Origin of the sequence: Grimontia celer (genome assembly GCF_900055185.1) — a bacterium.
In the GTDB taxonomy this organism is placed as follows: Bacteria; Pseudomonadota; Gammaproteobacteria; order Enterobacterales; family Vibrionaceae; genus Enterovibrio; species Enterovibrio celer.
Genome location: NZ_FIZX01000011.1, coordinates 23,779 through 47,214, shown reverse-complemented (window position 1 = coordinate 47,214; position 23,436 = coordinate 23,779). Strand labels below are relative to the sequence as shown.

Genomic DNA, 23,436 nt, shown 5'->3' with positions numbered 1-23,436 from the left:
CAGAATTTGCTTGGCGACCATAGCGTTATGGACCCACCTGACTCCATGCCGAACTCAGTAGTGAAACGTAACAGCGCCGATGGTAGTGTGGGGTCTCCCCATGTGAGAGTAGGACATCGCCAGGCTTCCAATTTAAGTGTGGAGCGGTAGTTCAGTTGGTTAGAATACCGGCCTGTCACGCCGGGGGTCGCGGGTTCGAGTCCCGTCCGCTCCGCCACTTCTTAAGAAGCCCCGCTAGAAATAGCGGGGCTTTCTTTCGTTTACGATAAAGCAAATTTATTCGTCACAAGAAACCTCAAACTGTACTTCCCTGTCGAAAGGCTTAGGTTTTTTGCTATCTGCGATCCAGCATAATTCTGCTCACTTTGAGCCGCCGTGCCAGAAGTAAATACCACTTACTGTGTGCGACTAGAAATCCTTTTTGCAGCCCACTCTAAGCTTCTCTTCTTTATGGTTTGAGTCTTCTTTAACGGATGAGCATGAATTCGTGATTCAACTGGGCATGTTGATGTTGATTGTGGAAGGACAGGCGGGAAGATGACTCGATATTATTTAAAGCCCTGCTGGTTCAGCAGGGCTTTGTCGTTTAAGCATTGTTGGTCGCTAGAGGCCTTTTTACATTCATGTGCTTTTGCTGCCTTATAAACAGAGCGCAGGCTATGAGGAGAGTAAAGAATTCGGCGAGAGGAAGCGCAGTCAGGAAGTGTTGGTCTTTAAAGAAAATAACCAAACCGAAGATCAGTGAAACAGGCAGTACCAACCCTCGACTCAACGCGATGGCTGCTGATTGTTTTGGCAGTTGCATTGCGGTGAAGTAAGCGGAAATAAGAACGTTAATTCCGCTTAGCATCAGGCATGGCCAAATGATGGCGATGTAACTGAGAGCATGTGAAGATGCTTTCTCATCCAAATCTGTCAGGAAAAGCTCGGTAACTGTATCGGGCTTTACAAGGCAAAGATAAACCAAGGCACTGCTAATAAACACAATGGTGGTTGCAGCGAGTGCCATGAAACGATTGATGCGGTATAGGTTACCCGCCCCTTTGTTTTGACTGACTAAAATATGGATAGCATCGACCACGCCGTAGAACATCATCATGCTGACGAACAAAATGTAGTTAGCAATTGAAAATCCCGCGACTGCTTCCTGACCGCCATTTTTCATCAGTAACCAATGTACGGTGAAGATAACGATACCTACGGAAATTTCATTAATGAATTCCGAAGCGCCGTTGATAAGCGCGCTCACAAACTTCCGTATCTCCAATCCCGCTTTAGAGAGCGACAAGGTTCTCGAAGGTTTCGCGAAATAGAAAATAAGCACCGATAACTGAAGTAACTGAGCAAAGGTTGTCGCCCACGCAGCCCACTCTATCCCGAGTCCCAGTATTCCCAGGAAAACGTAATCAAGAGTGATGTTGGTCGCTGCGCCTACCATAAGCGCGGCGGTTGCTAGCATTGGGAAACCATCAGCGCGTACAAAATAATAGAGCACCATGGTAGTCAGCTGGACAATCATACAGACGGTGAGAACACTGAAATAACGCTCCATGAGCGGATGAAGTGAAACCGGTGCGCCTAGAAAGTAAAAGAGTTCTGTGCTGAATATGGAGCTGATAATCGCCATCGACGCACTGAACCCAAATGCGCCTAACATAGACTGCGTAAAGGCTGCATTGGCTTTATCAAGTTCGTCCTTGCCTATATGTTCCCCAGCTTGAACAGTTCCGCCAATTGCAATCATCAAAGACACGGCGAAAACAAACGTGATGTAAGGAATGAGCAGATTGATGGCCGCCAGTGCGTCGGCACCCAGAAATCTGCCGACGAACATCCCATCAACAATACTGGCGCTTGATATAGCAACGAGACCAATGAATGAAGGGATGGCGAAATAGAAGAAGGTCGGGACTATCGGTGCGTCCAACACACGGTTCTTGGAAGTCATAATCTTTGTATAGAGAGAATAATGGATGGTCATGATGCGTGAAGAGAAAACCATCTTCACGTGCAATAAAGGTGATGTGGGACTTACCTTATGACGTGTTGTAACAATGGTAACTTTTAGTGTAATGAGAATTAATATCAATTAGGATCCTTGGCCTTATCAGATTAAACGCCATTCAGGCGCGCTTGGTATAAGGCGAGGGAAACGTGAGTCAGATAGCCAGCAACATCGCAGAGAAAGCATCCTTTCAAGCATTCTTTAACTGTTACCTGAAAGAGGTCGATGCTGGAGATTGGTCTCCCGCTTCACGCTGGCAGATGTCGGTGGGTCGATTGGGGGATGTGGCAAAAGACAAGTGGATTGTCGAGATTTCACTGCCACACTTGGCAGGAAAGCTTGCCGTAAACGTTGAATACCGCTCATTGGTGGGGAATCACCGATTTGGCAAAGTACTGATTCAAGTTGATAAGTTCTCTTGGAAAGTGGTCTCAGAGACGCATGCTTTACAACAACTGATCGAAGGGATCTTCCACGCCAAGTCAGCTGCTTTTGAATGCAAGCAAGAGCTCATGCTCCGTGTGATTGAAAGCCAGAGATTAATGACGCAATACATTGAAGAGCGTCGTGGTGATCCATCGCTCAGCAAGCCAAATTTCATTGACGCTGAACAATCATTGCTTTTTGGTCACTGGCAACACCCCACACCGAAAAGTCGTCAGGGAATGCTGGAATATCACCATGCATTCTATGCACCTGAAACAAAAGGGCGCTTTCCCCTTCACTACTTCAGTATTGATCATGCTCTGATCAAGCAACGGTCAGCGATCCCGTTGACCGCAGAAGAAGTGATCACTGAATCTTTGCCTGCAGCGGCGGATAAACCAGAAACCCATATTGTGGTTCCCATGCATCCCCTTCAAGCGCAGTGGCTTCTTCATCAAAATGATATTCGAGAGTTGATAAAGGCAGGCGATATTAAGGATTTGGGAAGTTATGGCCCAGAGTTTACTGCTACATCTTCTGTGCGCTCTCTCTATCACCCGAATCTGGATTGGATGTACAAATTCTCCCTGCCAGTAAAAATCACCAACTCACTGCGTGTTAACAAGCGCCATGAGCTGGATGCTGGTGTGGTCATGGCGACCTTATATCGAAAAACGGGTTTCAGTGAGCGCCATGCTTGCTTCAAGGTCATTACTGATCCCGCATACATCACAGTCGATTTGCCTGGTCAGGAAGAAAGTGGTTTTGAAGTCATCATACGCGAGAATCCTTTCCCTGAAGGCAATGATCAAGATGTCGTTACCATCGCGGCATTGACTCAGTCTCCAATGCCAGGTGAAAGCTCAATGCTTTATGACGTCATCAGCAAGCTTGCGAACCGAAATGAAGCAGATTACCTGCGCATTGCCATCAAGTGGTTCGCCAAATACTGGGAATGCGCCATAGAGCCAATGATTGCGCTTTATGACGAACATGGAATTGCGCTTGAAGCTCACCAGCAAAACAGTGTGATTGAGATGAAAGAGGGGCTTCCCTCGGTTTATTACTTCCGTGATAACCAAGGCTTCTATCTTTCCAAAGCGTATCGTGGATATCTGGAAACCATGGAGCCGGATTCTGTCACCGTAGACTCTCTCTATTTCGATGACGATGTTATCTGCGATCGTTTTGCTTATTACCTGTTCATCAACCATCTGTTCTCCGTCATTGGCCGCATGGGAGCAGATGGCCTGGTTGAAGAGCGAATTCTTATCAGCTTCGTTCAGCAGAGGCTCTATGCGCTTAGAAACAACCTTTCCGGTGCGGGAAAACTGTTTGTCGAAAGGCTGCTTTCAGAGTCAGCTATCCCGGTAAAAGCCAACTTGTTAACCCGTGTTCATGATGTCGATGAACTGCTGGCAGATAACGAACAAGCTATCTACTGCACGATTTCCAACCCGCTTGTGATGACTTGTCTGGAAGAACCGATGGAGGTGAGTTATGCCTCTGCCTAATAGCCAGAACTTGTCAGCGATTGAAAGAGTCATCAAGCAACTGTTAGAAGCGGTACTGTTTGAAAATTGCGTTGAAGTCTCTGACAAAGAAGGGAAGTTTGCTTGGAAGCTTGGGGGAAGAGAATATCTCATCTCAGGTCAGCGAGGCGCATTTGGTCGTTATCGACTCGATATTCAGTCGCTCTGTATCGATGGTGTTCGCGCCAATGTTGCTGCGCATTGGCAGCAGATCGTTGAAGATTTGCCTGCAACAGAGAAAACCAAATACGCGCTTGCCGAAGAGTTCTCACAAACAGCTGCCCTTTGCGAATGGAACCGCCGACATGTTAGTAAGCCTGAATCCCGTCGCTACCAGGATTTTGAAATCTTGGAAGGCTCGCTTGATGAAGGACATCCTTACCATCCTTCCTTCAAGGCTCGTACCGGATTCAGTTCAGCAGATCACGAGGCTTACGGTCCTGAATCTTCCAAGCCTTTTTACCTTTGTTGGCTCGCCGTTAAGCGCACCCACATCAAACAAAATTTACCACAACCCCATGACGCTTTCTGGCTCAAAGAGCTTGGTCGTACACAGTGGTTAAGACTCTCTGGGGCATTGAGTGCGCAGGACAAAAGTTGGGATGAATATTCGCTGTTGCCCATGCATCCATGGCAATGGCAACAGTTGAAGCAAGAACAGTTGCTTGAGCCACTTTCGGATCAAACCCTCATATTTCTGGGCTTGGGGGCGGATCAATACACCGCATCGCAATCTGTTCGCACCTTAATGAATGCAAGCTATTCCGATAGAGCCAATATCAAATTGCCTTTGAGCATGGTGAATACCTCATCGAAGCGCACATTGGCACCGCACTCTATTTGTCTGGCGCCTGTGGTTTCTTCTTGGCTTAACCGGATTATTGAAAGTGACTTCGAACTGTCGGCGCTCTCTATTTTGGAAGAGTACGCAGGTGCCCGTTTCCATGTGCCCGGGATGACATCTGAAACGTCTCCGCTCGCTTCAGAAGTAGCGGTTATTTTCCGCGAAAGTGTGCAGCCAAAATTGCGTGAGGGGGAGTCAGCGATTCCCTTCAATGCATTGATGATACTTGAAGATGACGGCTTACCTTTCATTGCTGGTTGGGTAGAAACCTATGGCTTGAATATCTGGTTGAGCCGCTTAATCGATGTCGTGGTGCTGCCTGTATGGCACTTGCTGGTCAAACACGGCATTGGTATTGAACCTCATGGTCAGAACATGGTGTTGGTTCATCGTGATGGCTGGCCGGAACGAGTCATAGTGCGGGATTTCCACGAAAGCGTGGAATATCACCTGCCATTTCTGGCCAATCCAGAATGGTTACCAGATTTTGCTTCCATTGAACCTTTCCTCGCAGATGCTCCTATCGATGACTACTACGGCATGAGCTCGGTGGAGTTATTGCGTGAATTGGTGATGGACACCCTCTTTATTTACAGCCTGACAGAGGTCTCTTTCCTCATAGAAAAAAGCTATGGCATGAGTGAACAAAGCTTTTGGAACATGGTAGGCCAAAAGCTCGAAGACTATGCCGATGACCACCCAGAACTTGATAGTCGCTTGCAGCAACTTGGTTACACAAACGCGCAAGTTCTGACGGAATCTCTGATGACCCGAAAGTTCAGAGGAAGTCACGCTGAGTGTCACCATATGGTGCCCAACCCATTTCATAAATATTCTCAAAAATAGGGACGTTATGATTTACGTAAATGATGACTTTTTCAGTCATGAATTCTTTGAGCGCAGTAACGAAGCATTCCGCTCACACCCTGAACTTGGCAGCTGCGCAGGGAAGCGTTTTGCTGTATGCACAGAAGACCCAGCTTATCTGCTGGCGGTGTGTTTGTACCTGAAAGCCAATGGCGGCTCTTTTTACCCCATTTTCGCACCCACTCCCCGTCTTGCTGCCAAACGATTAGCGACACGTGCTCAGTGCCACGTCCTGCTATTTGAACAAGGGCAGCCTGCGATGTCGCTTCAGCAGGAACGTGATGATGACGTGGCTGTGCTTGTGCAAACCAGTTCCGGTACCACCGGTGAACCAAAGGTGATCACTCGAAGCTGGTCTTCAATCGATGAAGAAGTAGAAAGCTACGTCGCGAAGTTCAAAAAGCCGAACAAGATGACTCCACTGATTGCCTGCCCGATCACCCATTCCTATGGCTTGATTGCTGGCGTATTTGTGGCACTGAAGCGTGGTCAATCACCAGTCATCATTAACAACATTAACCCGAAATTCCTGCTGAAAAAGCTGATGACGACGCCAGACCATTTGCTGTATTCGTCCCCTGCTTTGATTCACTCAGTGGTGCAGCTTTACCCGAAAGGCCAACAACTGAATGCCGTGATGACCTCGGGCACTGTGTTACCCAAAGCCTGGTTTGAGGCGCTTCGTGCAAAAGCCAAACACGTCTTCCAGCAATATGGCTGCTCAGAAGCTGGTTGTATTGCCATTAATTCGGATACAAAAGCGGCGAATCACATCGGTACTCCGCTTGGACATCTCAAGGTCAATGCCGGTATCGACACTTCAAGACCGGGGGAGATCGTGGTGCAAAAAGGGGATGACATCATCTTCACCAAAGATCTGGGCTATTTCGATGAGCAGGGTCAGTTGATCTTCGTTTCCCGTGCAGACGACATGATTAATGTCTCTGGCCTGAATGTGTACCCACAGGACGTCGAGAACGTGGTGCTTGAGATCGCAGAGATCTCCGAAGCTGTGGTCTTCAAACGCTCGGATCCGCTGTCAGGTGAACGGGTCTGTCTGCAGTTTGTGGCAAGCAATGCACTTGAACCAAGCCGGATCCGAAAATGGTGTTCGACACGGCTGGCATCCTATCAACTGCCTGTCGATATCGAACAATGCACAGTGATTGAAAAGATGGCCAACGGAAAGATCAACCGTAACGCGCTGTCTCAAAGCAAAATTTCCATTCCAGCGATAGGTTAAGGAGCACCCATGGAACGCGAACAATTAATTGCATCCATTCGCCAGGTATTGAGCGACAACATGCAAAATGCCCACATGGAAAAATTCAGTGAGAGTGCAAGGCTGAATGAAGACCTTTATCTGGATTCGGTGCTGATCCTTCAGCTAATCCTGCACCTTGAGCTGGATCTGGGCTTGACCGTGCCGGAGGAAAATATTACCGCGGCAGACTACGCGACAGTGTCCAGTCTGGCGGACTTCCTATGTCGCATTGAACGTAATGAGCCCGCGCAGAAGGCGCAGGAGGAAGAATTTGAAGACGTCAAAGTGCATTGCTTTGTCAGTTGCGTCTGTGAGTCTTTAAAGCGAAAAGGTATTGATCACCGTCCATTCTACTTTGGTGTTTGGGATGCGACCTTCACCATCAGTGAGAACTACCAGCTTCAATATCACTCCGACGAGATAAACCATGGAAGTTTCCTGGATTGGTATCACCGCCTATATGGTGTGGCACTGGATCCTTGGTATGACGAAGGCAAAACCAAACAAGACAACATTGAAGAAATGCAGCGTCTGTTGGCAACCAAAGCAGAAACCTCACACCTGATGGTGATGCTGGATATGTATCAATTGCCGGAGCGTGAGAATAAGTTCAATCAGAATCCTTTTCCACACTACGTGATGCTTGAGAACACCCATGATCCTAAAACCCTGTTTATGTCCGATCCGGATTTCCGTTGGGAAGGAGAGCTCGAAAGCGCACGTATCTTCAATGCAATTTCCCAACCGAGTGTGGCAGGTGGCTACCTGTTGGATGAAACCGGTTTAAAGCATGCGGATGACCGCGATGTTCAAGCTTACTTTGAGGCGTGCTTTATTGCTGACGGCAACCCACTGACGAGTGCCATTCGACGTATTCTGGACGCTCATGTCCGCGGCTATGCAGGGATAAAACTCACGGACCTGTCATTGGCATTGCGCGAAATTCGGGTGATCGCAGTGCGCAAATATGCCTACGAGCACGGCTTCGCTTTCTTCTGGCGCGCGCTTGGTCTGCCTGATGATGATTTTGAGATCTGGTGTGATGTGATTGAAGAGCTCATCCAAACCTATAGTCGGATCCAATACCAAATCATGAAGCTGGCAGAAACCGGCGATCTGGATCTGCAGGTCGAGATCTATGCCTTGTTGAACAAGCAGGATCGTACAGAGTTTCGCATCAAAAAACGCCTCAACGAAGTCTATCGTGATTGGTGCGAACTGAACGATTTACCGCTTGAAGCGGCAGTAGAGGTTGCCTGATATGCAGCTTTCAATCTGTACCATTTCATTCCGACACCAGCTTGTTTCTATGGACAATCTGGCGGAATGGGCTTGTTGCCACGGGTTTCAGGGTATTGAGCTTTGGGGAGCTCATGCCCTGAGCCTGGAGGCACAGCCACAATATGATGCCAAATGGCTCAACGACATGGGACTATCGATTTCTATGTTGAGTGACTATTTGCCCATTGCGGGCGATAAGCGTAATGCTTGGCAAAAATGCCGACATATCTGTCGTTTGGCAAAACAGTGGGATACCAAAAAGGTACGAACTTTTGCCGGCCACCAAGCGAGCAGAGATGTTGGGGCCATAGCGCGCAAAGAAATGACTCAGCGCCTAAAAGGGATCTGTGAGTACGCCGCTGATCAGGGTTTAGATGTGCTGGTAGAAACTCATCCCGGCACGCTGGCTGATACCTCATCGTCAATCGTGCAGCTGATTGAAGAAGTTGACCACCCAGCACTGAAGCTTAATTACGACACCTTGCATGTGTGGGAGTCCGGTGAGGATCCGGCTCAATTTCACCAGCAGGTAGAAGAGCACGTTGGTCATTATCACCTCAAGAATGTGCTGTCGCGGGAACTGTTAACCGTTTTCGCTCCGGAAAACGTCTACTCACCTGCTGGGAGTCGATACGGTATGGTGCCGTTGCTGGAAGGGGCAATGGACTATCAACAGTTTTTGCCACAGGTGCTGGGTAAACCCAACGCGACGGCATCGTTAGAATGGTTTGGACATAATGTGAAACAGACATTGTTGGATGACAAAGCGGCATTGGATGAAATGAAACTGAGCTTATTGAGAGAGAACTCATCAAGAATTGTTGGCTGCCCAGATTATTTAACCTGATTGTGTGATCTCGATCTCCCTAAAGCAGGTTTGTGCTTTAACTTTAAATGATGATATTGATAATCGAAATCATTATCGTTTATGAGTTAATAACCTTTAGGTAACGGAATGTCCCTACACAGTGCGCCATCGGCAGGGCAAATCCTGATTGTTGACAGAAACCGGACGTATTGCGAAAAGCTGATACATCGCTTCAATGAGAAAGGCTTTGCCATCAGGCGTTGTGTCTCAGATTCGCAGGCTTCAGACATCTATCGAACCACCAACCTTGACTTGGTCATTTTTGCCGCTGACCTACCTGAAATGGAAGGTTTTCGATTGTTGAAACGTTACCGACAGGAGGCGACAACACCGATTCTGATGTTGGATGATACTTATAATCATCATGATTGCATGAACTGCTTTTTGTTTGGCGCTGATGACTATATAACGAGGCAGCAGCCTCTGGATGAAATCGTTTGGCGTGCTGCTGCCGTGCTAAGGCGAAGCGCCCAGATTCCTACCAAGGAGAACAAAACCCAATTGGTGGTGGACGAGTTGGTACTGGACAGAAAATATCAGACTGTTTTCTATGATGGAGAGGAAGTCTCTGTCACACCCATTCAGTTCAAATTGCTCTGGACATTGGTGTTCCAGCAACATCAGGTGTTATCCAAAGACTTTCTCTACAGGCAGGTATTGGCGAGGGACTTCCAAAAGTACGATCGCAGTCTTGATATGCATTTGAGCAGAGTGCGTAAGAAGCTGGTGGGGGTCGGGATGGCTGCAGAGCGACTACAGACCGCTCATGGCAAAGGATATTGCTTCTCTTGAATAGCGCCAGATGGCGCTATTTTTATATATTTATACCCAAATAACCTGAAGATGCAGGATTCAGCGAGATTGACTGGTGGTGTGATCGCGGCGTCCCTTTGCAGGTGTAGTCACCTCCATCAAAAAGGGACAACAAAGAGCACGGCGCCAGTCAACTCGCCCGAAGGGAGGCCATCAATGCGCCCACTTCTTCGTTAAATTCCACAGCAATAGAACCACTATTCCTCGCGAAATTTGCCTCGAATTGAACGCATTGATGACCTCTGAATGCGAGCATCTTCAGGCTGTTTGGGTATGTTATTTATCAATAAATTAGTTTCATTAGGCTTACTTTGTAACAGTTGTAAAAGGCGTTTACAGCACAACGTATCAATGAATAATAATGCGAATCATTATCATTGTAGTTGCAGGACGTTGTAATGTTTCAAGGAAGCTCTTTTAAAATCTCTCCACTCAGTGCCGCTGTTATCGCTGCTCTGTTTTCTCAATCTGCCATTGCCAATACTGATGACCACGAAACTATCGTCGTCACCGGAAACACCCAGGCGGCACCGGAAGTTGTTGTCGATTCTGATCAGTTGGACGCTATTCAGGCAAACGACCTGAATGATATCTTCCGTTCAAGCGCAGAAGTGTCTGTGGGTGGTAGCACCGATTACGCACAGAAAGTCTATGTCCGAGGTCTTGAAGACACCATGCTGAATGTCACCATCGACGGTGCTGTTCAATCTGGCTCTCTGTTCCACCACCAAGGTAGCCTGTTTGTCGAGCCAGAACTGCTTGAACAGGTTGAGGTTTCTGCAGGCGCTGGCCGCGCGACTGATGGTGCCGGTGCGTTGGGTGGTGCTATTCGAATGAAGACCAAAGACCCACGTGCACTTTTAGCCGCAGGTGAAAACTTCGGTGGGCGTGTGAAGACCGTTTTCAACGACAATACTGATGGTTTTAAAACCACAGCCAGTGGTTATGGTGCAATAACGGACAGTGTTAGCGTTTTAGCTTCTCTGGGTTATAACGACCAAGATGACTATAAAGACGGTAACGGTGACACGGCTGAGCACACTGGGTTCCGAAATGGCTCTGGATTCGCTAAAGTCGTTGGTGAGTTGACTGAAGACCAAACACTTATCGTCAGCTATGAGCGCAAAGAAGATAAAGCCACACGTTATGCTCGCCCTCATATGGGTGACTTCTCGCGAAACTACCCGCTTGAGCAAAAAACCTATCGTGACACTGCGACACTGAATTATGTTCTGGCGCCAAACAGCAACTGGCTGAACCTCGATACCACTTTCTACTACACCGACCTTGAGCTCGAGCGACTGAACGACCCTCGTTGGGGCACTTATGTGGGTAACACGGAAACCATTGGTGGTGACATCCGTAATACCTCTTCGTTTGAAAAGCTGACAGTGATTTACGGTACGGATTTCCGTCAGGACACATCGACGTTCAGCGGCAGTAGCCAAACGTTTGAAGATAAGGGCGATCAGTTTGGTGTCTATGTTCAGGGTGATTACAACGCAACAGAGTCACTGGTTCTGAGTGCGGGTGCTCGCTACGACCGTTACTCACTGGACGAAGATCTGCGTGATGGTGACACCCGCTCTGAAGGCACGGATATTTCAGACAACGGTTTCAGCCCGAATGCCGCAGTGACTTACTACATCACCAAAGATCTGAATGTAGTGCTGGGTTACGCAGAAGCGTTCCGTGGTCCTCAAGTGGGCGAACTTTGGCTGCTGGACTACGTTTACAGCTCTCAGGATCGTAAAGGCGAAACCGCGAAAAATACCGAGTTTTCCGTGAACTGGAGCTTCGATAATGGTTATGTGTCTGCGCAGGTCTTTGATAGCAAAATTGAAGATGTGATAGATCGCGACAGTAGCGTTTACGAGAACAGCGGCACACTGGACAACAAAGGCTTCAACATCACTGCAGCCTATCAGCTGGATAGCCTGACTGCGACAATTGGCTTTAGCCGAGCACAACCTAAGCTGAATGGCGAGCCGCTGAACGATGGCAGTATGAATATTGGTACTTCAATCGGTGACACGCTGGTGACCTCACTAAGCTACTATGCTAACGAAGATCTTGAGTTTGGCTGGACAGGTCGTTTTGTAGATCGTCTGACTGATGTTCCAGATGGCACAGATGAAAAACCAGGATACGGCGTGCATGACCTCTACGCACAGTGGATGCCAATTTCTGGTGAAGATCTGACGCTGACAGCGTCTGTGAAGAACGTCTTTGATAAAGCTTACCGCGATCAGGCGAGCTTGGGTGAAGACTACAACGGTCCTTTAGAGGCGGGTCGTAATATCCGTCTAGGTCTGAACTGGGGCTTCTAAGCCTATACAAGGGGAGCGTGGCTCCCCTTTTTTCTCTTCTAGATTACTGTGTGTTTTTGATCTTCCCGGCAGAATTATTCTCTTCCCGTAACCTTCCCTGATTGTCCTAAGTCCTGACTGCTAAGCTTCAATAGATAACTTCAGTGGCGATGACACCATGAAAAAAGACCTTTTGATGATCCTTTTTATCTGTATGTTTCTTCTCGGATTCTGGATGGCCATGTCACCAGCAGGTGCAAATCCTTGGGAGAAGGTACAAGAGCCGTATCTCGGCCTTGAGCAGTCGATTGGTAGTTATGCCAATGGATGTTTGAGTGGCGGTGAAGCCTTGCCACTGAAAGGTGAGGGGTATCAGGTTATTCGCCCTTCAAGGAACCGTTATTACGGCCACCCGAACATGATTGCCTATCTCACCAAGCTGGCCAAGAAAACCAAAGGTTTTGGCTTGGACGATTTGATGATTGCTGATATTTCAATGCCGCGTGGTGGTAATTTCACCAAAGGGCATTCCAGCCACCAGACGGGATTAGACGCCGATATATGGCTGAGTTTTGCGCCTGAATCATTAACCAAAGATTCTTTGGAAAGTCCGACAGCCGTCAGCATGGTGGATTTACAGAACTATGCACTGAAGCGAGACAACTGGCTGAAAGAACATGCCATTTTGTTTCAGGTGGCGGCTTCTGAGCCAGAAGTGGCGCGTATTTTTGTCCACCCTGTGATTAAAGAGACCTTGTGTGAAATGGCATGGGAAGACAGAAACTGGCTACGTAAAGTTCGACCTTGGTGGGGGCATCACTATCACATGCATGTCAGGCTTCAATGTCCTGAAGGAAGCTTAAACTGTATTTCCCAAAATGCACCGCCAGCGGGTGATGGGTGTGGTGCTGAGCTTATTAGTTGGCGCCCGAAACCTGTCGACGATACAAAAACAGTAGCGACCACCACAAAGAAAAAGCGGGTGAAGATAAAACCGGGGCAGTGCGAGGTGGTATTGACCCAGTAAGCCTTCTTATTCAGACGAAAAAGAATGCCAAGATACAAGAAAAGCGCCGACAGGCGCTTTTCTTCATTAAACCAATAACGCTTAAACCAAACCCTGGAGTTTGACGAACTTTTCCAGTAACTCATCATTGGTTTCCTGATGCTCAGGATCAATGATGATGCAGTTGGTGATAGGGCACACCGACTGACAGGTTGGCTTTTCATAGTGACCCACGCATTCCGTGCATTTGTCCGGATCAATTTCGTAGATCTCTGCGCCGAATGTAATCGCTTCATTCGGACATTCAGGATCACACATGTCGCAGTTAATGCACTTCTCGGTGATCAGCAGTGCCATCGATTACGCACTCGCCGCTTGTGGAGCATTTGGGTTACGGGTGTTCGCACCGTCGGTCAGGTTACGCATTAGCAGCGCAAATTCCAGATCCATGTCTTCCGGCACTGGAATGTAAACGAAGTGACCATTACCTTTCGCATCGTCAATCGTTTCACCTTTGCGGTTTTCCATCGCGTCCAGTTTAAAGACTACATTGCCTTTCGGCGTCATCAGCTCCAGCGAATCGCCAGTGATGAACTTGTTCTTCACTTCCACTTCCGCCATGCCTTCGCGGCGCTTACCGGTGAATTCGCCCACAAACTGCTGGCTGTCAGACACTGAATAGCCGTAGTCGTAGTTTTGGTATTCGCTGTGAGTGTGACGGCGCAGGAAGCCTTCGGTGTAACCACGGTGAGCCAAGCTTTCCAGCGTGGTCATCAGGGTTTCATCGAACGGTTTGCCTGCAACGGCATCATCAATGGCTTTACGATAAACCTGTGCGGTACGTGCACAGTAGTAGAAAGACTTGGTACGGCCTTCGATTTTCAGCGAGTGAACACCCATCTTAGTCAGACGGTCTACATGCTGAATTGCACGCAGATCTTTCGAGTTCATGATGTAAGTGCCGTGCTCGTCTTCAAACGCCGCCATTTTTTCGTCTGGGCGATGTGCTTCGCTCAAGAGAACCACTTCATCAGTAGGCTTGCCGAGACCAATGGTGTTGTCTGGACGCTCTTCAGCTTCTTGGATTTGAACTGATGCTGCAGGCTGGATCTCAACGATTTGGCCTGTTTCGTCTTCCGTCGCTTTCTCTGTTTTGTATTCCCAGCGGCATGCATTGGTACAGGTGCCTTGGTTAGGGTCACGTTTGTTGATGTAGCCAGACAACAGACAACGGCCAGAGTAAGCCATGCAAAGTGCACCGTGAACGAAGATTTCCAGCTCCATTTCAGGCACTTCTTTGCGGATTTCTTCGATTTCTTCCAGCGAAAGTTCGCGCGAAAGAATCACACGCTCAACGCCTTGGGTTTGCCAGAACTTAACCGTTGCCCAGTTCACCGCGTTCGCCTGCACAGAGAGGTGAATTGCCATCTCAGGGAATGCTTCACGTACCATCATGATTAGGCCTGGATCAGACATGATCAGCGCATCTGGGCCCATATCAACCACTGGCTTCAAGTCGCGGATAAAGGTTTTCAGCTTAGAGTTGTGCGGCTGGATGTTACATACCACATAGAACTTTTTGCCAAGCGCATGCGCTTCATCGATACCGATTTGCAGGTTCTCGTGGTTGAACTCATTGTTACGCACACGCAGGCTGTAACGAGGTTGGCCGGCATATACCGCGTCAGCGCCATAGGCAAAGGCGTAGCGCATGTTTTTCAGGCTACCGGCTGGGGACAAAAGTTCTGGTACAAACATAGTCTTTGCTTCTACTAATTCTGAGTATAAGTCAGGCCGCATCAAAAATTGGTGCGGAGGAGCGGGCGATTTTACTGTGATCTTGTTAACATAGCCAGTTCGGATCGGGAAACCAATTGCAGAAAACATTGTCTTTTGGAAGGTTAATGTCTTTATTCCTTTTTAGTGAATGATTTGACAGTAGTTTGAAAAGATATGTACGTTGTAAGGGTATTCTCGGCGTTACCGTGGTGAACCTTGCAACATTGAGAAGTGGACTGATGTACGAAAAGAAAACCAAGAGATTTAGCCTGCTGTCTAAATCGATGCTTGGCCTGATGGGCTTGTCGCTCGTGACGGTAGCAGTATCAATCAATACGCTACAAAAAGAGCCGATCCGAATTGTCCCTCTCAATCTGCCAGAATCTGTCGTGCCTTCTTTTATCCAGAAAGAAGAAGCAGTGAAGGCGGATAGCGCCGTTGACCTCCCAGCTTATGAATACACCATTCAAACTGGTGATAGCCTGAGCGAAATTTTCATGAAGCTTGGCATTCCTTACAGCGATTTGTTGAAGCTGATGGAAGCCGATCTTAACCATCTTCGCATCGATACCCTGCGACCTGATGACATCCTGCGATTCTGGGTGGATCCAGCAGGGAAGCATTTGCAAAAACTCGAACTGGAATTCAACATCGCTTCCAAGGCGCAATATGTGCAGCTTGATGATGGTAGCTTTGAATTCAATGAAGTTTCGATTCCCGGGACTTGGGTCGAAACTGTCACGGTCGGTGATATTGAAGGCAGCTTCTCGGTTTCTGCACGTCGTGCAGGCCTGAGCTATAACGATGTCGAAGTCATTACAAATCTGCTTAAGGACAAGATGAACTTCTCCCGCGACCTTCGTGCCGGGGATAAGTTTGAAGTGGTTCGTGCAGAACAATTTGTTGATGGGCAGGCGAGTGGATCGCGTGAAATTAAAGCGATCCGCATTGAGCGTCGCGGCCGACCTATTACTGCCTACCTACATACTGATGGCAACTACTACGACAAAGACGGTCAGAGTCTGCAACGTGCCTTCCAGCGTTATCCGACTAATCGTAAAGAGCGTATCAGTTCGCACTTCAACCCACGCCGCAAACACCCGGTGACGGGCCGAGTTTCGCCGCATAATGGGACTGATTTCGCGGTAAGAACGGGTACGCCAGTGCTTTCAACTGGCGATGGTGTAGTGGTGATGGTGCGTAACCACCCTTACGCGGGGAAATATGTGGTTGTTGACCACGGCAATCAGTACAAAACCCGCTACTTGCACAACAGTAAGATTCTGGTGCGCAAGGGCCAGCGCGTGACCCGCGGTCAACGCATTGCGCTGTCTGGTCGAAGTGGCCGGGTTACTGGCCCGCACATTCACTACGAGTTGTTGATCCGTGGCCGCGCGGTGAACCCGATGACGGCGAAGATCCCAATGGCAACGTCTGTCGCGCGTGCAGAAATGACCGACTTTAAGAAATCTGTTGCCGCTTACGACAAGAAGATGCTGAAAGCACAGTTCAAGTAAGCAAGAGTCAAAGGAATAAAAAAACGGGGCTTTGCGCCCCGTTTCAGTTTCTGGATAAACAAGAGACGATTACTCGCCTTTGTCGACACCGCCAAGTTCTTCATAAAGATTTGGCAGGAAAGCACCCAGCTCACCACACATTAGTGACAGGTCCGCATCCAAACGCTGCGCTATATCTTCGCGGTCGATGTCTGCGTTCTGGTCGCGAAGTTCTTCCGAGAACTTGATGCGTTTGATGGACATGTCATCACACAGCATCAGCTCAATGCGGTCTTGCCAGTTCATCGCCAGCTTAGTCACTAACTTTTCTGCTTCGATGTGAGCCAGAATTTCATCGCTCGATAGATCCTGCTGCTTACAACGGATTACGCCACCTTGTTCCAGAATGGCTTTCAGCTCGGCTTCTTCACCGATTTCGAAGCCTTTTGGTGCGTTGCCAGAGCGAACCCACTCAGTCATTGCCAGCTCAACCGGCTTGTTGGTTTCAACAGGTACCACTGGCAAGCTGCCGAGAGATTTGCGCAGCAGCGCGAGAATGTCTTCTGCTTTCTTAGAACTACCTGCATCAACCAGCACCAGACCCGCTTTTGGCATAATCAGCGCGTAGGTTTGGCTCATACGGCTGAACGCACGTGGCAGCAAATCCATCACGATGTCATCTTTGATGCTGTCTTTTTCTTTCTTCTTCAGCGGACGGCCTTGTTCTTTTTCCATCGCGTCCACTTTGGCGGTCAGTGAATCTTTGATCACTGAGGCTGGCAGCATTTTCTCTTCTTTTCGGGCACAGATAAGAATGTTGCCATCACTGACGTGCGTCATCATGTCGCCGTGTTTACCCAGCGCGGTGGTCCAGCCGAACTTTTGCATGTCCTGACTGCCACAAGGCGTGAAGCGGAATTCAGACAGTTGTTTTTCGATATGCTCCGGGTCGAGGTCGATGTCTCGGGTCAGGCGGTAGGTGAAAATATTCTTGAACCAAATCATGGCGAGGCTTTATCCATCCGGTAATGACAAAGGCCACATGGTATTGCATCAGGCAGAGAATGTCGCTTCAAATACGGTACAATCAGGCACTGAGCACAAGAACAGGCGCACACCTTTCAATGAAAATACTCCACACGTCAGACTGGCATTTAGGGCAAAACTTTTTCACCAAAAGCCGCAAGCAAGAACACCAGGCTTTTCTGGATTGGCTTTTACAGGAAATAGATAAAAATCAGATTGATGCCGTCATCGTGGCTGGAGATGTTTTCGACACAGGTTCGCCGCCAAGTTACGCCCGTGAAATGTATAACCAGTTTGTGGTTTCCATCAGTCAGCGCAACTGTTCTTTGGTGGTGCTGGGCGGTAACCATGACTCGGTTTCCACGCTCAGAGAATCCAAATCCCTGCTGGCTTGCCTGCATACCCATGTGGTGGCAAACACCAGCGACGATCTGCAAGACCAACTCATTACCCTGAAAAACCACGATGGCGACATCGGGGCGATTGTGTGTGCGGTGCCTTTTGTGCGCCCGCGCGATGTACTGACCAGTCAAGCCGGCGAATCCGGTACTGAAAAGCGCCAAGCGCTGGGTGATGCCATTAAATCCCACTACCACGACTTGTATCTCGCTGCAGTGAAGCTGCGCGATGATAACGGCTGGCAAGTACCAATTATCGCGACGGGCCATTTAACCGCACTTGGCGTGAGCCCATCTAAATCCGTGCGTGATATTTACATTGGTACGCTCGATGGCTTTGCGGCAGATGGCTTTCCGCCTGCCGACTACATTGCCCTTGGGCACATCCACCGCCCGCAGATTGTCGCTAAGTCAGAGCATATCCGATACAGCGGCTCTCCGATCCCTTTAAGCTTTGATGAACTCAAATTCAACAAGCAGGTGGTGCTGGTGGAATTCGACGGGGACCTGCGCGTGCGTATCGAGCCGATCAGCGTTCCGAGCTTTCAGCCTATGGGTGTCCTTAAAGGGTCACTCGAAGAGATAGAAGTACAGCTTTCAGAGTATTTGGAACATGATGATCCAAAAACTGTCTGGCTGCACATTGAGGTTTCAGTGCAGGACTATCTGTCTGATTTACAACAACGTATTCAACTGATGACTGAAGGGCTCAATGTAGAGGTGTTACAGCTTCAGCGCACCCGTGGGCCAAAAGCTCAGGCGCTGACGCAAGAAGCAAAAGAAACCCTTTCTGAGCTGACACCGAATGATGTTTTCCAAAAGCGACTGGCTCTCGAGGTTTTTGAGGGAGAGGACGAGCTTGCGCGTAAAGAACGGATTCAAACCCAGTTCACCAAAATTGTGGCGGAAGTTGAGCATGCGGAGGGCGAAGAATGAAAATCCTTAGTCTTCGCTTTAAGAATCTGAACTCGCTGAAAGGCGAGTGGAAGATTGACTTCACCCAAACCCCATTTTCTGACAATGGCCTGTTCGCCATTACCGGCGCAACGGGCGCAGGTAAAACCACATTGCTTGATGCGATTTGTCTGGCGCTCTATCACCAGACGCCGCGATTAGGGCTGATCTCCACTTCCAGCAACGAAATCATGACCCGTGGCACGGCGGAGTGTTCTGCCGAAGTGGAATTCGAAGTAAAAGGCCACCCGTACCGCGCGTTTTGGAGCATGCGCCGCTCCCGTGGAAAAGCGGACGGTAATTTACAGCAAGCGGATGTGGAGCTGGTGGATGCGAAAACCGACAAGGTACTGGCCACACAGGTGAAGCAGAAAAATGAATTGGTAGAGCGTGTTACTGGTCTCGACTTTGCCCGTTTTACCAAATCCATGATGCTTTCTCAGGGGGAATTTGCCGCTTTCCTGAATGCCAAGGAAAACGAGCGTGCGGAGCTTTTGGAAGAACTGACCGGAACAGAGATTTACGGCCGGATTTCTGAAAAAGTGCATGAGCATTTTGCCGCAGCAAAGCAGGCCTTGAGCCAGAAAGAGGCCGAAGCGAAAGGCGTACAGTTGCTGAGTAGCGAGGAGCTTGAAGCGCTCGAAAAGGAGCAGAAAGAAACAGATGCCTTGCTCAAGAGTGAGCGCGAAAAACAGACCGATCTCACGGCGCACCTGACATGGTGGAAAGCGCACCAAAAAAGCCATCAAGAGAAAAGTCAGGCCGAAGCACAGCTAACAACTGCTGAAGAAAACTGGAAGGCAGCCAAACCACAACTGGATAAACTCACCCACAGTGAGCCAGCGGAAAAGCTGCGCATGCCTTATGAGCGTTGGCAGTCATCGTTGAAAAGCGTGGAATCAACGACTGCTTTGCTGGCTACCAAACAGGAAGCATTGAAAGCCAACACAGAAAAGAGCGTGCAGTCTGACGAGGCGTTACTGAAAGCTTCAGAGGCGCTCACACTGGCGAAAACCCAGCAAAGCAAGCTGGAAGAGCTTATCAGTGAGCAGGTTTTGCCGCTCGATACCGACATCAAACACCAATCTCTGCGGCTGCAGGAGTTTTTGCAGCAACAGACGGGCCTGAAAGCCAAGCAAGCTGATCTGACTTCATCACAGGAAAAAACCGCAGAGAACCTTGAGACCAAAAAACGGGCTCTGGAAGACGTATCCACCTACCTGACCACCCATCAGTTTGCAGGCCAGCTTAAACAACACCTTGGCCAATGGGCGCAGATGGGCCAACAGATCGCGCAAGAACAAAATGCGATTGGCAAACTGGCTCAATACGAAACCGAGCTTAGCGCCCAACTGCAGGTAGAGATCGCGAAGGCGGAAAATGCCGAGAAAGAAAAACAGGCGGCACTAAGCCAAAGCGAACAAGCCAGACAAGCATGGGAAGCACAGCAAGAAGCGTTTAAGCAAGCAACCTCAAGTGGTGATGTTGACGCTCTGGATAAACAGCGCGAGCAGTTAAGTGCGCAACTTTCCACTTACCTCCAGTTAGACCAATGGCAGCAGCAATGGCTGGAACTGGATAAAGAGAGCGTGGAAAAGCGCCAGACACTGACAGAACAGACTCAGCAAGCCAAAAACTTAGAGCTTGAAGTCACTTCGCTTCGACAGCATTACAAAGACAAAAAGCAACTGATTGAGGCACTGTCCAAGCTTGTCAGTCAGGAAGAACATCTTGCACAATATCGTGCGGCATTGCAGCCACATGAAGCCTGCCCGCTTTGTGGCTCCACCGAGCATCCAGCCTTGTCTGGAGCTGTCCTCAATGTCTCTGAAACCCTGCAGCAAAAGTCAGCGGCAGAGGTGGCGTTAGAAGAGCTGGGGCACACTGGCAAAGAAACCAGTATGAAGCTTGAAGCGGCGAAGCGTTACATCGAAGAGCTGGATAAGCATCTCCTGCGTTGTCAGCAGCAACAAATGGCGCTTGGTGAGCAGTGGACACAGGCGGCAGTGCCACTCAACTTGGTCCTGACTATCGATCAGCGCAACGCCTTTGTTGCATTCAACGAGCAGCAAACCCAGCAACGTGACGCACTGACCCAAACCTTGAATGCACTCAAAGCGCAAGAGAAAACCCTGCAGCAGGCAAAACTGCATTGGGATGAGGCTACCCGTACATTGGATAGCACCGAGAAACACTTCTCCATTCTGTCGGTGACTATTGAAAGCAAAAAACAGGAAGCGCAGAAACTGGCTGCTGATAAGCGCCAGAAGCTGGATTACCTTGAGACCCTCGAAAACGTGCTGAGCCAGCAAATCGCAGACAGTGGTTACCAATCCCCTGAGCATGATGAGCTTCAAGTCTGGTTGGCGTCGAGAAAGCAAGACGCCGAAAAGTGGGAGCAAAACCAGCAGCAAAAAGAAGTCTTGGCGAAAGAGATGGCGTTGCTTGAGGTTGAGCTTTCAAATTGCATGAAAGAGAGTCAGGCACTGGCTGAGCAGCTGGGCGTGCTTCAATCCGAAATTGATTCGCTAACCGGCGAGCTTGAAGCTGCTAAAGCAAAACGCGCTGAGCTCTTTGGTGACAAGCGGGTGGAAGATGAAAAGCGCCGCGCTGCCGTTCAAACGGAGCAAGGGGAAGCCTCCCATCAAGCAGCACAAGCCTTTGCGCAGCAATGTCTTGGCGATCTGCGCGCGATTCAGGCAGAAGTGACAAGTCAAACTCAGTCGCTGACATCGCTGAATGTCGAGGCACAGAGTTATGCATCCCAATGGGAAGAAAGCCTTGGGGCTTCGCCTTTTGATTCTCTGGAAATGTTCCAAACTGCATTGCTTCCGGAGGAAGAAAAACAACAGTTACTTGCAGATAAACGCGTGCTGGAAAATGCCCTTGAGGGTGCCAAGGTACTGCTGGAGAAAGCCTGTCAGCATGTGGTTGAAGTGCTAGCCCATGACCGGGCAGAAGTTTGGGTGCAAACTCCGCATGATGAGGTGGAATCTGCGCTAACGGGAAAATCAGAGGCCGTGGAAACGCTTGTGCGCCGAAGTGGTGAGCTGAGCCATGCCTTGGCATCTGATCATCAAAGACGAGAGAACCAACGGGCGCTGTTTGCTGAGATCGAACGCCTGCGTGCGGAATACGATGATATCCAGTATCTGCATTCCCTGATTGGCTCACAAAAAGGCGATAAATTCCGTAAGTTTGCTCAGGGGCTGACGCTGGATAATCTGGTGTATCTGGCGAACAAACAACTCGACCGAATCCATGGACGTTACCAACTGAACCGCAAGCAAGGTGAAGGCTTGGAACTTAGCGTGCTGGATACCTGGCAGGGTGATATTGAGCGTGACACCAAAACCTTATCAGGTGGGGAAAGCTTCCTAGTCAGTCTGGCACTCGCGCTGGCGCTTTCTGATCTTGTCAGCCACAAGACCAGCATCGACTCGCTGTTCCTCGATGAAGGCTTTGGTACGCTCGATAGCGAGACCTTGGATGTGGCGCTGGATGCGCTGGATAATCTTAATGCCTCCGGCAAGATGATCGGGGTGATCAGTCACATTGAAGCGATGAAAGAACGCATTCCTACCCAGCTCCATGTTTCGAAAAAAACTGGCCTGGGCGTCAGTGAGCTGGACAACAAATTTCGCGTTTCTTGACCAAGAAAAGTGCCTTAGCTAGAGGCGACGGCTTATGCCGTGTCCAGTAGGTTGGGCGGGTGAAAAATAGTCAGTAAATATCTGGATTAAAAGGCAGTATCTGGTTGCCTCCCGCGCCAAACCTCGCGAAAGGTCACAAAACTGTCATAATAGAATCACATAATGGCGTCCAAGAAATACAAATAAACCACTCTAACTGGGTATGGAAAAATGGTAAGACGGATACTTGTTGTCGAAGATGAAGCACCTATTCGCGAGATGTTGTGTTTCGTACTGGAACAAAAAGGTTATCAGGCTGTAGAAGCAGAAGATTATGACAGTGCTCTGGAAAAAATCTGCGAGCCTTACCCTGAACTGATCCTGATGGACTGGATGCTGCCAGGCGGCTCGGGGATCAACCTGATCAAACATCTCAAGCGTGATGAACTGACCCGCCAAATCCCAGTTGTGATGCTCACAGCGCGTGGCGAGGAAGAAGATAAAGTCCGCGGCTTGGAAGTCGGTGCGGATGATTACATCACCAAGCCTTTCTCACCAAAAGAGCTGATGGCGCGCCTGAAGGCCGTGATGCGCCGAGTATCACCAACGTCGCTGGATGATGTGATTGATGTGCATGGTCTGAAGCTTGATCCTGTATCACACCGCGTCACTTCAAACGAAAAACCGCTGGAAATGGGTCCAACCGAATTTAAGATGTTGCACTTTTTCATGACCCACCAAGAGCGTGTTTATAGTCGTGAGCAACTTCTTAATAACGTTTGGGGCACTAACGTTTATGTTGAAGATCGTACCGTTGACGTGCATATTCGTCGTTTAAGAAAGGCGCTGGAAGAAGACGGTCACGACAAACTGGTACAAACGGTTCGTGGCGCAGGCTACCGTTTCTCAACGCGCACCTGATAACGCATTATTGTC

At 49.0% G+C, this 23,436-nt stretch carries 16 protein-coding genes, 1 tRNA gene and 1 rRNA gene; 14 read left to right on the top strand and 4 right to left on the bottom strand.

Translation table 11 applies throughout. The features are described from left to right. Positions 1-9 precede the first annotated feature (9 nt). Positions 10-125, top strand: a 5S ribosomal RNA gene (rrf, locus tag GCE9029_RS24825). A gap of 15 nt (positions 126-140) precedes the next feature. Further along, a tRNA-Asp gene (locus GCE9029_RS24820) sits at positions 141-217 on the top strand. A 369-nt stretch (positions 218-586) separates the two neighbouring features. On the opposite strand, the gene GCE9029_RS24815 is transcribed toward GCE9029_RS24820, so the two are convergent. Continuing rightward, positions 587-1,948 carry an MATE family efflux transporter gene (locus GCE9029_RS24815; protein WP_062667938.1) on the bottom strand — a complete coding sequence of 454 codons (1,362 nt, stop codon included), beginning with the start codon at positions 1,946-1,948 and terminating at the stop codon, positions 587-589. A 206-nt stretch (positions 1,949-2,154) separates the two neighbouring features. On the opposite strand from GCE9029_RS24815, the gene GCE9029_RS24810 reads away from it, so the two are divergent. The 8 genes from GCE9029_RS24810 (at position 2,155) to mepA (ending at position 13,236) form a co-directional block, all read left to right on the top strand. After that, the gene (locus tag GCE9029_RS24810; protein ID WP_062667928.1) at positions 2,155-3,945 is read left to right on the top strand and encodes an IucA/IucC family protein; all 1,791 of its coding nucleotides are present in this window, start codon (positions 2,155-2,157) and stop codon (positions 3,943-3,945) included. Beyond that, a complete protein-coding gene (locus GCE9029_RS24805) occupies positions 3,932-5,653 on the top strand; it encodes an IucA/IucC family protein (RefSeq protein ID WP_062667926.1) in 1,722 nt (573 codons plus the stop codon). The genes GCE9029_RS24810 and GCE9029_RS24805 overlap by 14 nt, the downstream gene beginning before the upstream one ends. 7 nt (positions 5,654-5,660) lie before the next feature. Then, positions 5,661-6,917, top strand: coding sequence for an AMP-binding protein (locus tag GCE9029_RS24800; RefSeq protein WP_062667924.1), 1,257 nt, complete (start codon positions 5,661-5,663; stop codon positions 6,915-6,917). A gap of 9 nt (positions 6,918-6,926) precedes the next feature. Then, entirely contained in the window at positions 6,927-8,198 is a 1,272-nt protein-coding gene (locus GCE9029_RS24795) for a DUF6005 family protein (protein WP_062667922.1), read from the top strand. 1 nt (position 8,199) lies between these two features. After that, positions 8,200-9,066: a sugar phosphate isomerase/epimerase family protein gene (locus GCE9029_RS24790; RefSeq protein WP_062667920.1), complete on the top strand. Its 867-nt coding sequence runs from the start codon at positions 8,200-8,202 to the stop codon at positions 9,064-9,066. 108 nt (positions 9,067-9,174) lie between these two features. Continuing rightward, positions 9,175-9,879: a response regulator transcription factor gene (locus GCE9029_RS24785; RefSeq protein ID WP_062667918.1), complete on the top strand. Its 705-nt coding sequence runs from the start codon at positions 9,175-9,177 to the stop codon at positions 9,877-9,879. A gap of 419 nt (positions 9,880-10,298) precedes the next feature. Further along, on the top strand, positions 10,299-12,230 hold the full coding sequence (locus GCE9029_RS24780) for a TonB-dependent receptor domain-containing protein (RefSeq protein WP_062667916.1): 1,932 nt from the start codon (positions 10,299-10,301) through the stop codon (positions 12,228-12,230). Between the two features lie 157 nt (positions 12,231-12,387). Further along, positions 12,388-13,236 (top strand): penicillin-insensitive murein endopeptidase, encoded by an 849-nt coding sequence (gene mepA, locus GCE9029_RS24775; protein ID WP_082804430.1) that lies wholly within the window; start codon positions 12,388-12,390, stop codon positions 13,234-13,236. A gap of 81 nt (positions 13,237-13,317) precedes the next feature. Here the strand turns inward: mepA and GCE9029_RS24770 are convergent, their stop codons facing one another. Then, positions 13,318-13,572, bottom strand: a complete 255-nt coding sequence (locus GCE9029_RS24770) for a YfhL family 4Fe-4S dicluster ferredoxin (protein WP_046307415.1) — start codon at positions 13,570-13,572, stop codon at positions 13,318-13,320. 3 nt (positions 13,573-13,575) lie between these two features. Next, positions 13,576-14,973, bottom strand: a complete 1,398-nt coding sequence (gene trhP / locus GCE9029_RS24765; RefSeq protein ID WP_062667932.1) for a prephenate-dependent tRNA uridine(34) hydroxylase TrhP — start codon at positions 14,971-14,973, stop codon at positions 13,576-13,578. A gap of 260 nt (positions 14,974-15,233) precedes the next feature. Here trhP and GCE9029_RS24760 point away from each other — a divergent pair, with 260 nt between their 5' ends. Further along, positions 15,234-16,511: a peptidoglycan DD-metalloendopeptidase family protein gene (locus tag GCE9029_RS24760; RefSeq protein ID WP_062667914.1), complete on the top strand. Its 1,278-nt coding sequence runs from the start codon at positions 15,234-15,236 to the stop codon at positions 16,509-16,511. 69 nt (positions 16,512-16,580) lie between these two features. Here GCE9029_RS24760 and rdgC read toward each other — a convergent pair whose 3' ends face one another. Continuing rightward, entirely contained in the window at positions 16,581-17,492 is a 912-nt protein-coding gene (rdgC, locus tag GCE9029_RS24755; protein ID WP_197475424.1) for a recombination-associated protein RdgC, read from the bottom strand. Between the two features lie 122 nt (positions 17,493-17,614). Here rdgC and sbcD point away from each other — a divergent pair, with 122 nt between their 5' ends. The 3 genes from sbcD (at position 17,615) to phoB (ending at position 23,421) form a co-directional block, all read left to right on the top strand. After that, positions 17,615-18,850 (top strand): exonuclease subunit SbcD, encoded by a 1,236-nt coding sequence (gene sbcD, locus GCE9029_RS24750; protein ID WP_062667910.1) that lies wholly within the window; start codon positions 17,615-17,617, stop codon positions 18,848-18,850. Then, on the top strand, positions 18,847-22,521 hold the full coding sequence (locus GCE9029_RS24745) for an AAA family ATPase (RefSeq protein WP_062667908.1): 3,675 nt from the start codon (positions 18,847-18,849) through the stop codon (positions 22,519-22,521). Before sbcD ends, GCE9029_RS24745 begins: the two co-directional genes overlap by 4 nt. A gap of 210 nt (positions 22,522-22,731) precedes the next feature. Next, positions 22,732-23,421: a phosphate regulon transcriptional regulator PhoB gene (gene phoB, locus GCE9029_RS24740; RefSeq protein ID WP_002535663.1), complete on the top strand. Its 690-nt coding sequence runs from the start codon at positions 22,732-22,734 to the stop codon at positions 23,419-23,421. Positions 23,422-23,436 lie beyond the last annotated feature (15 nt).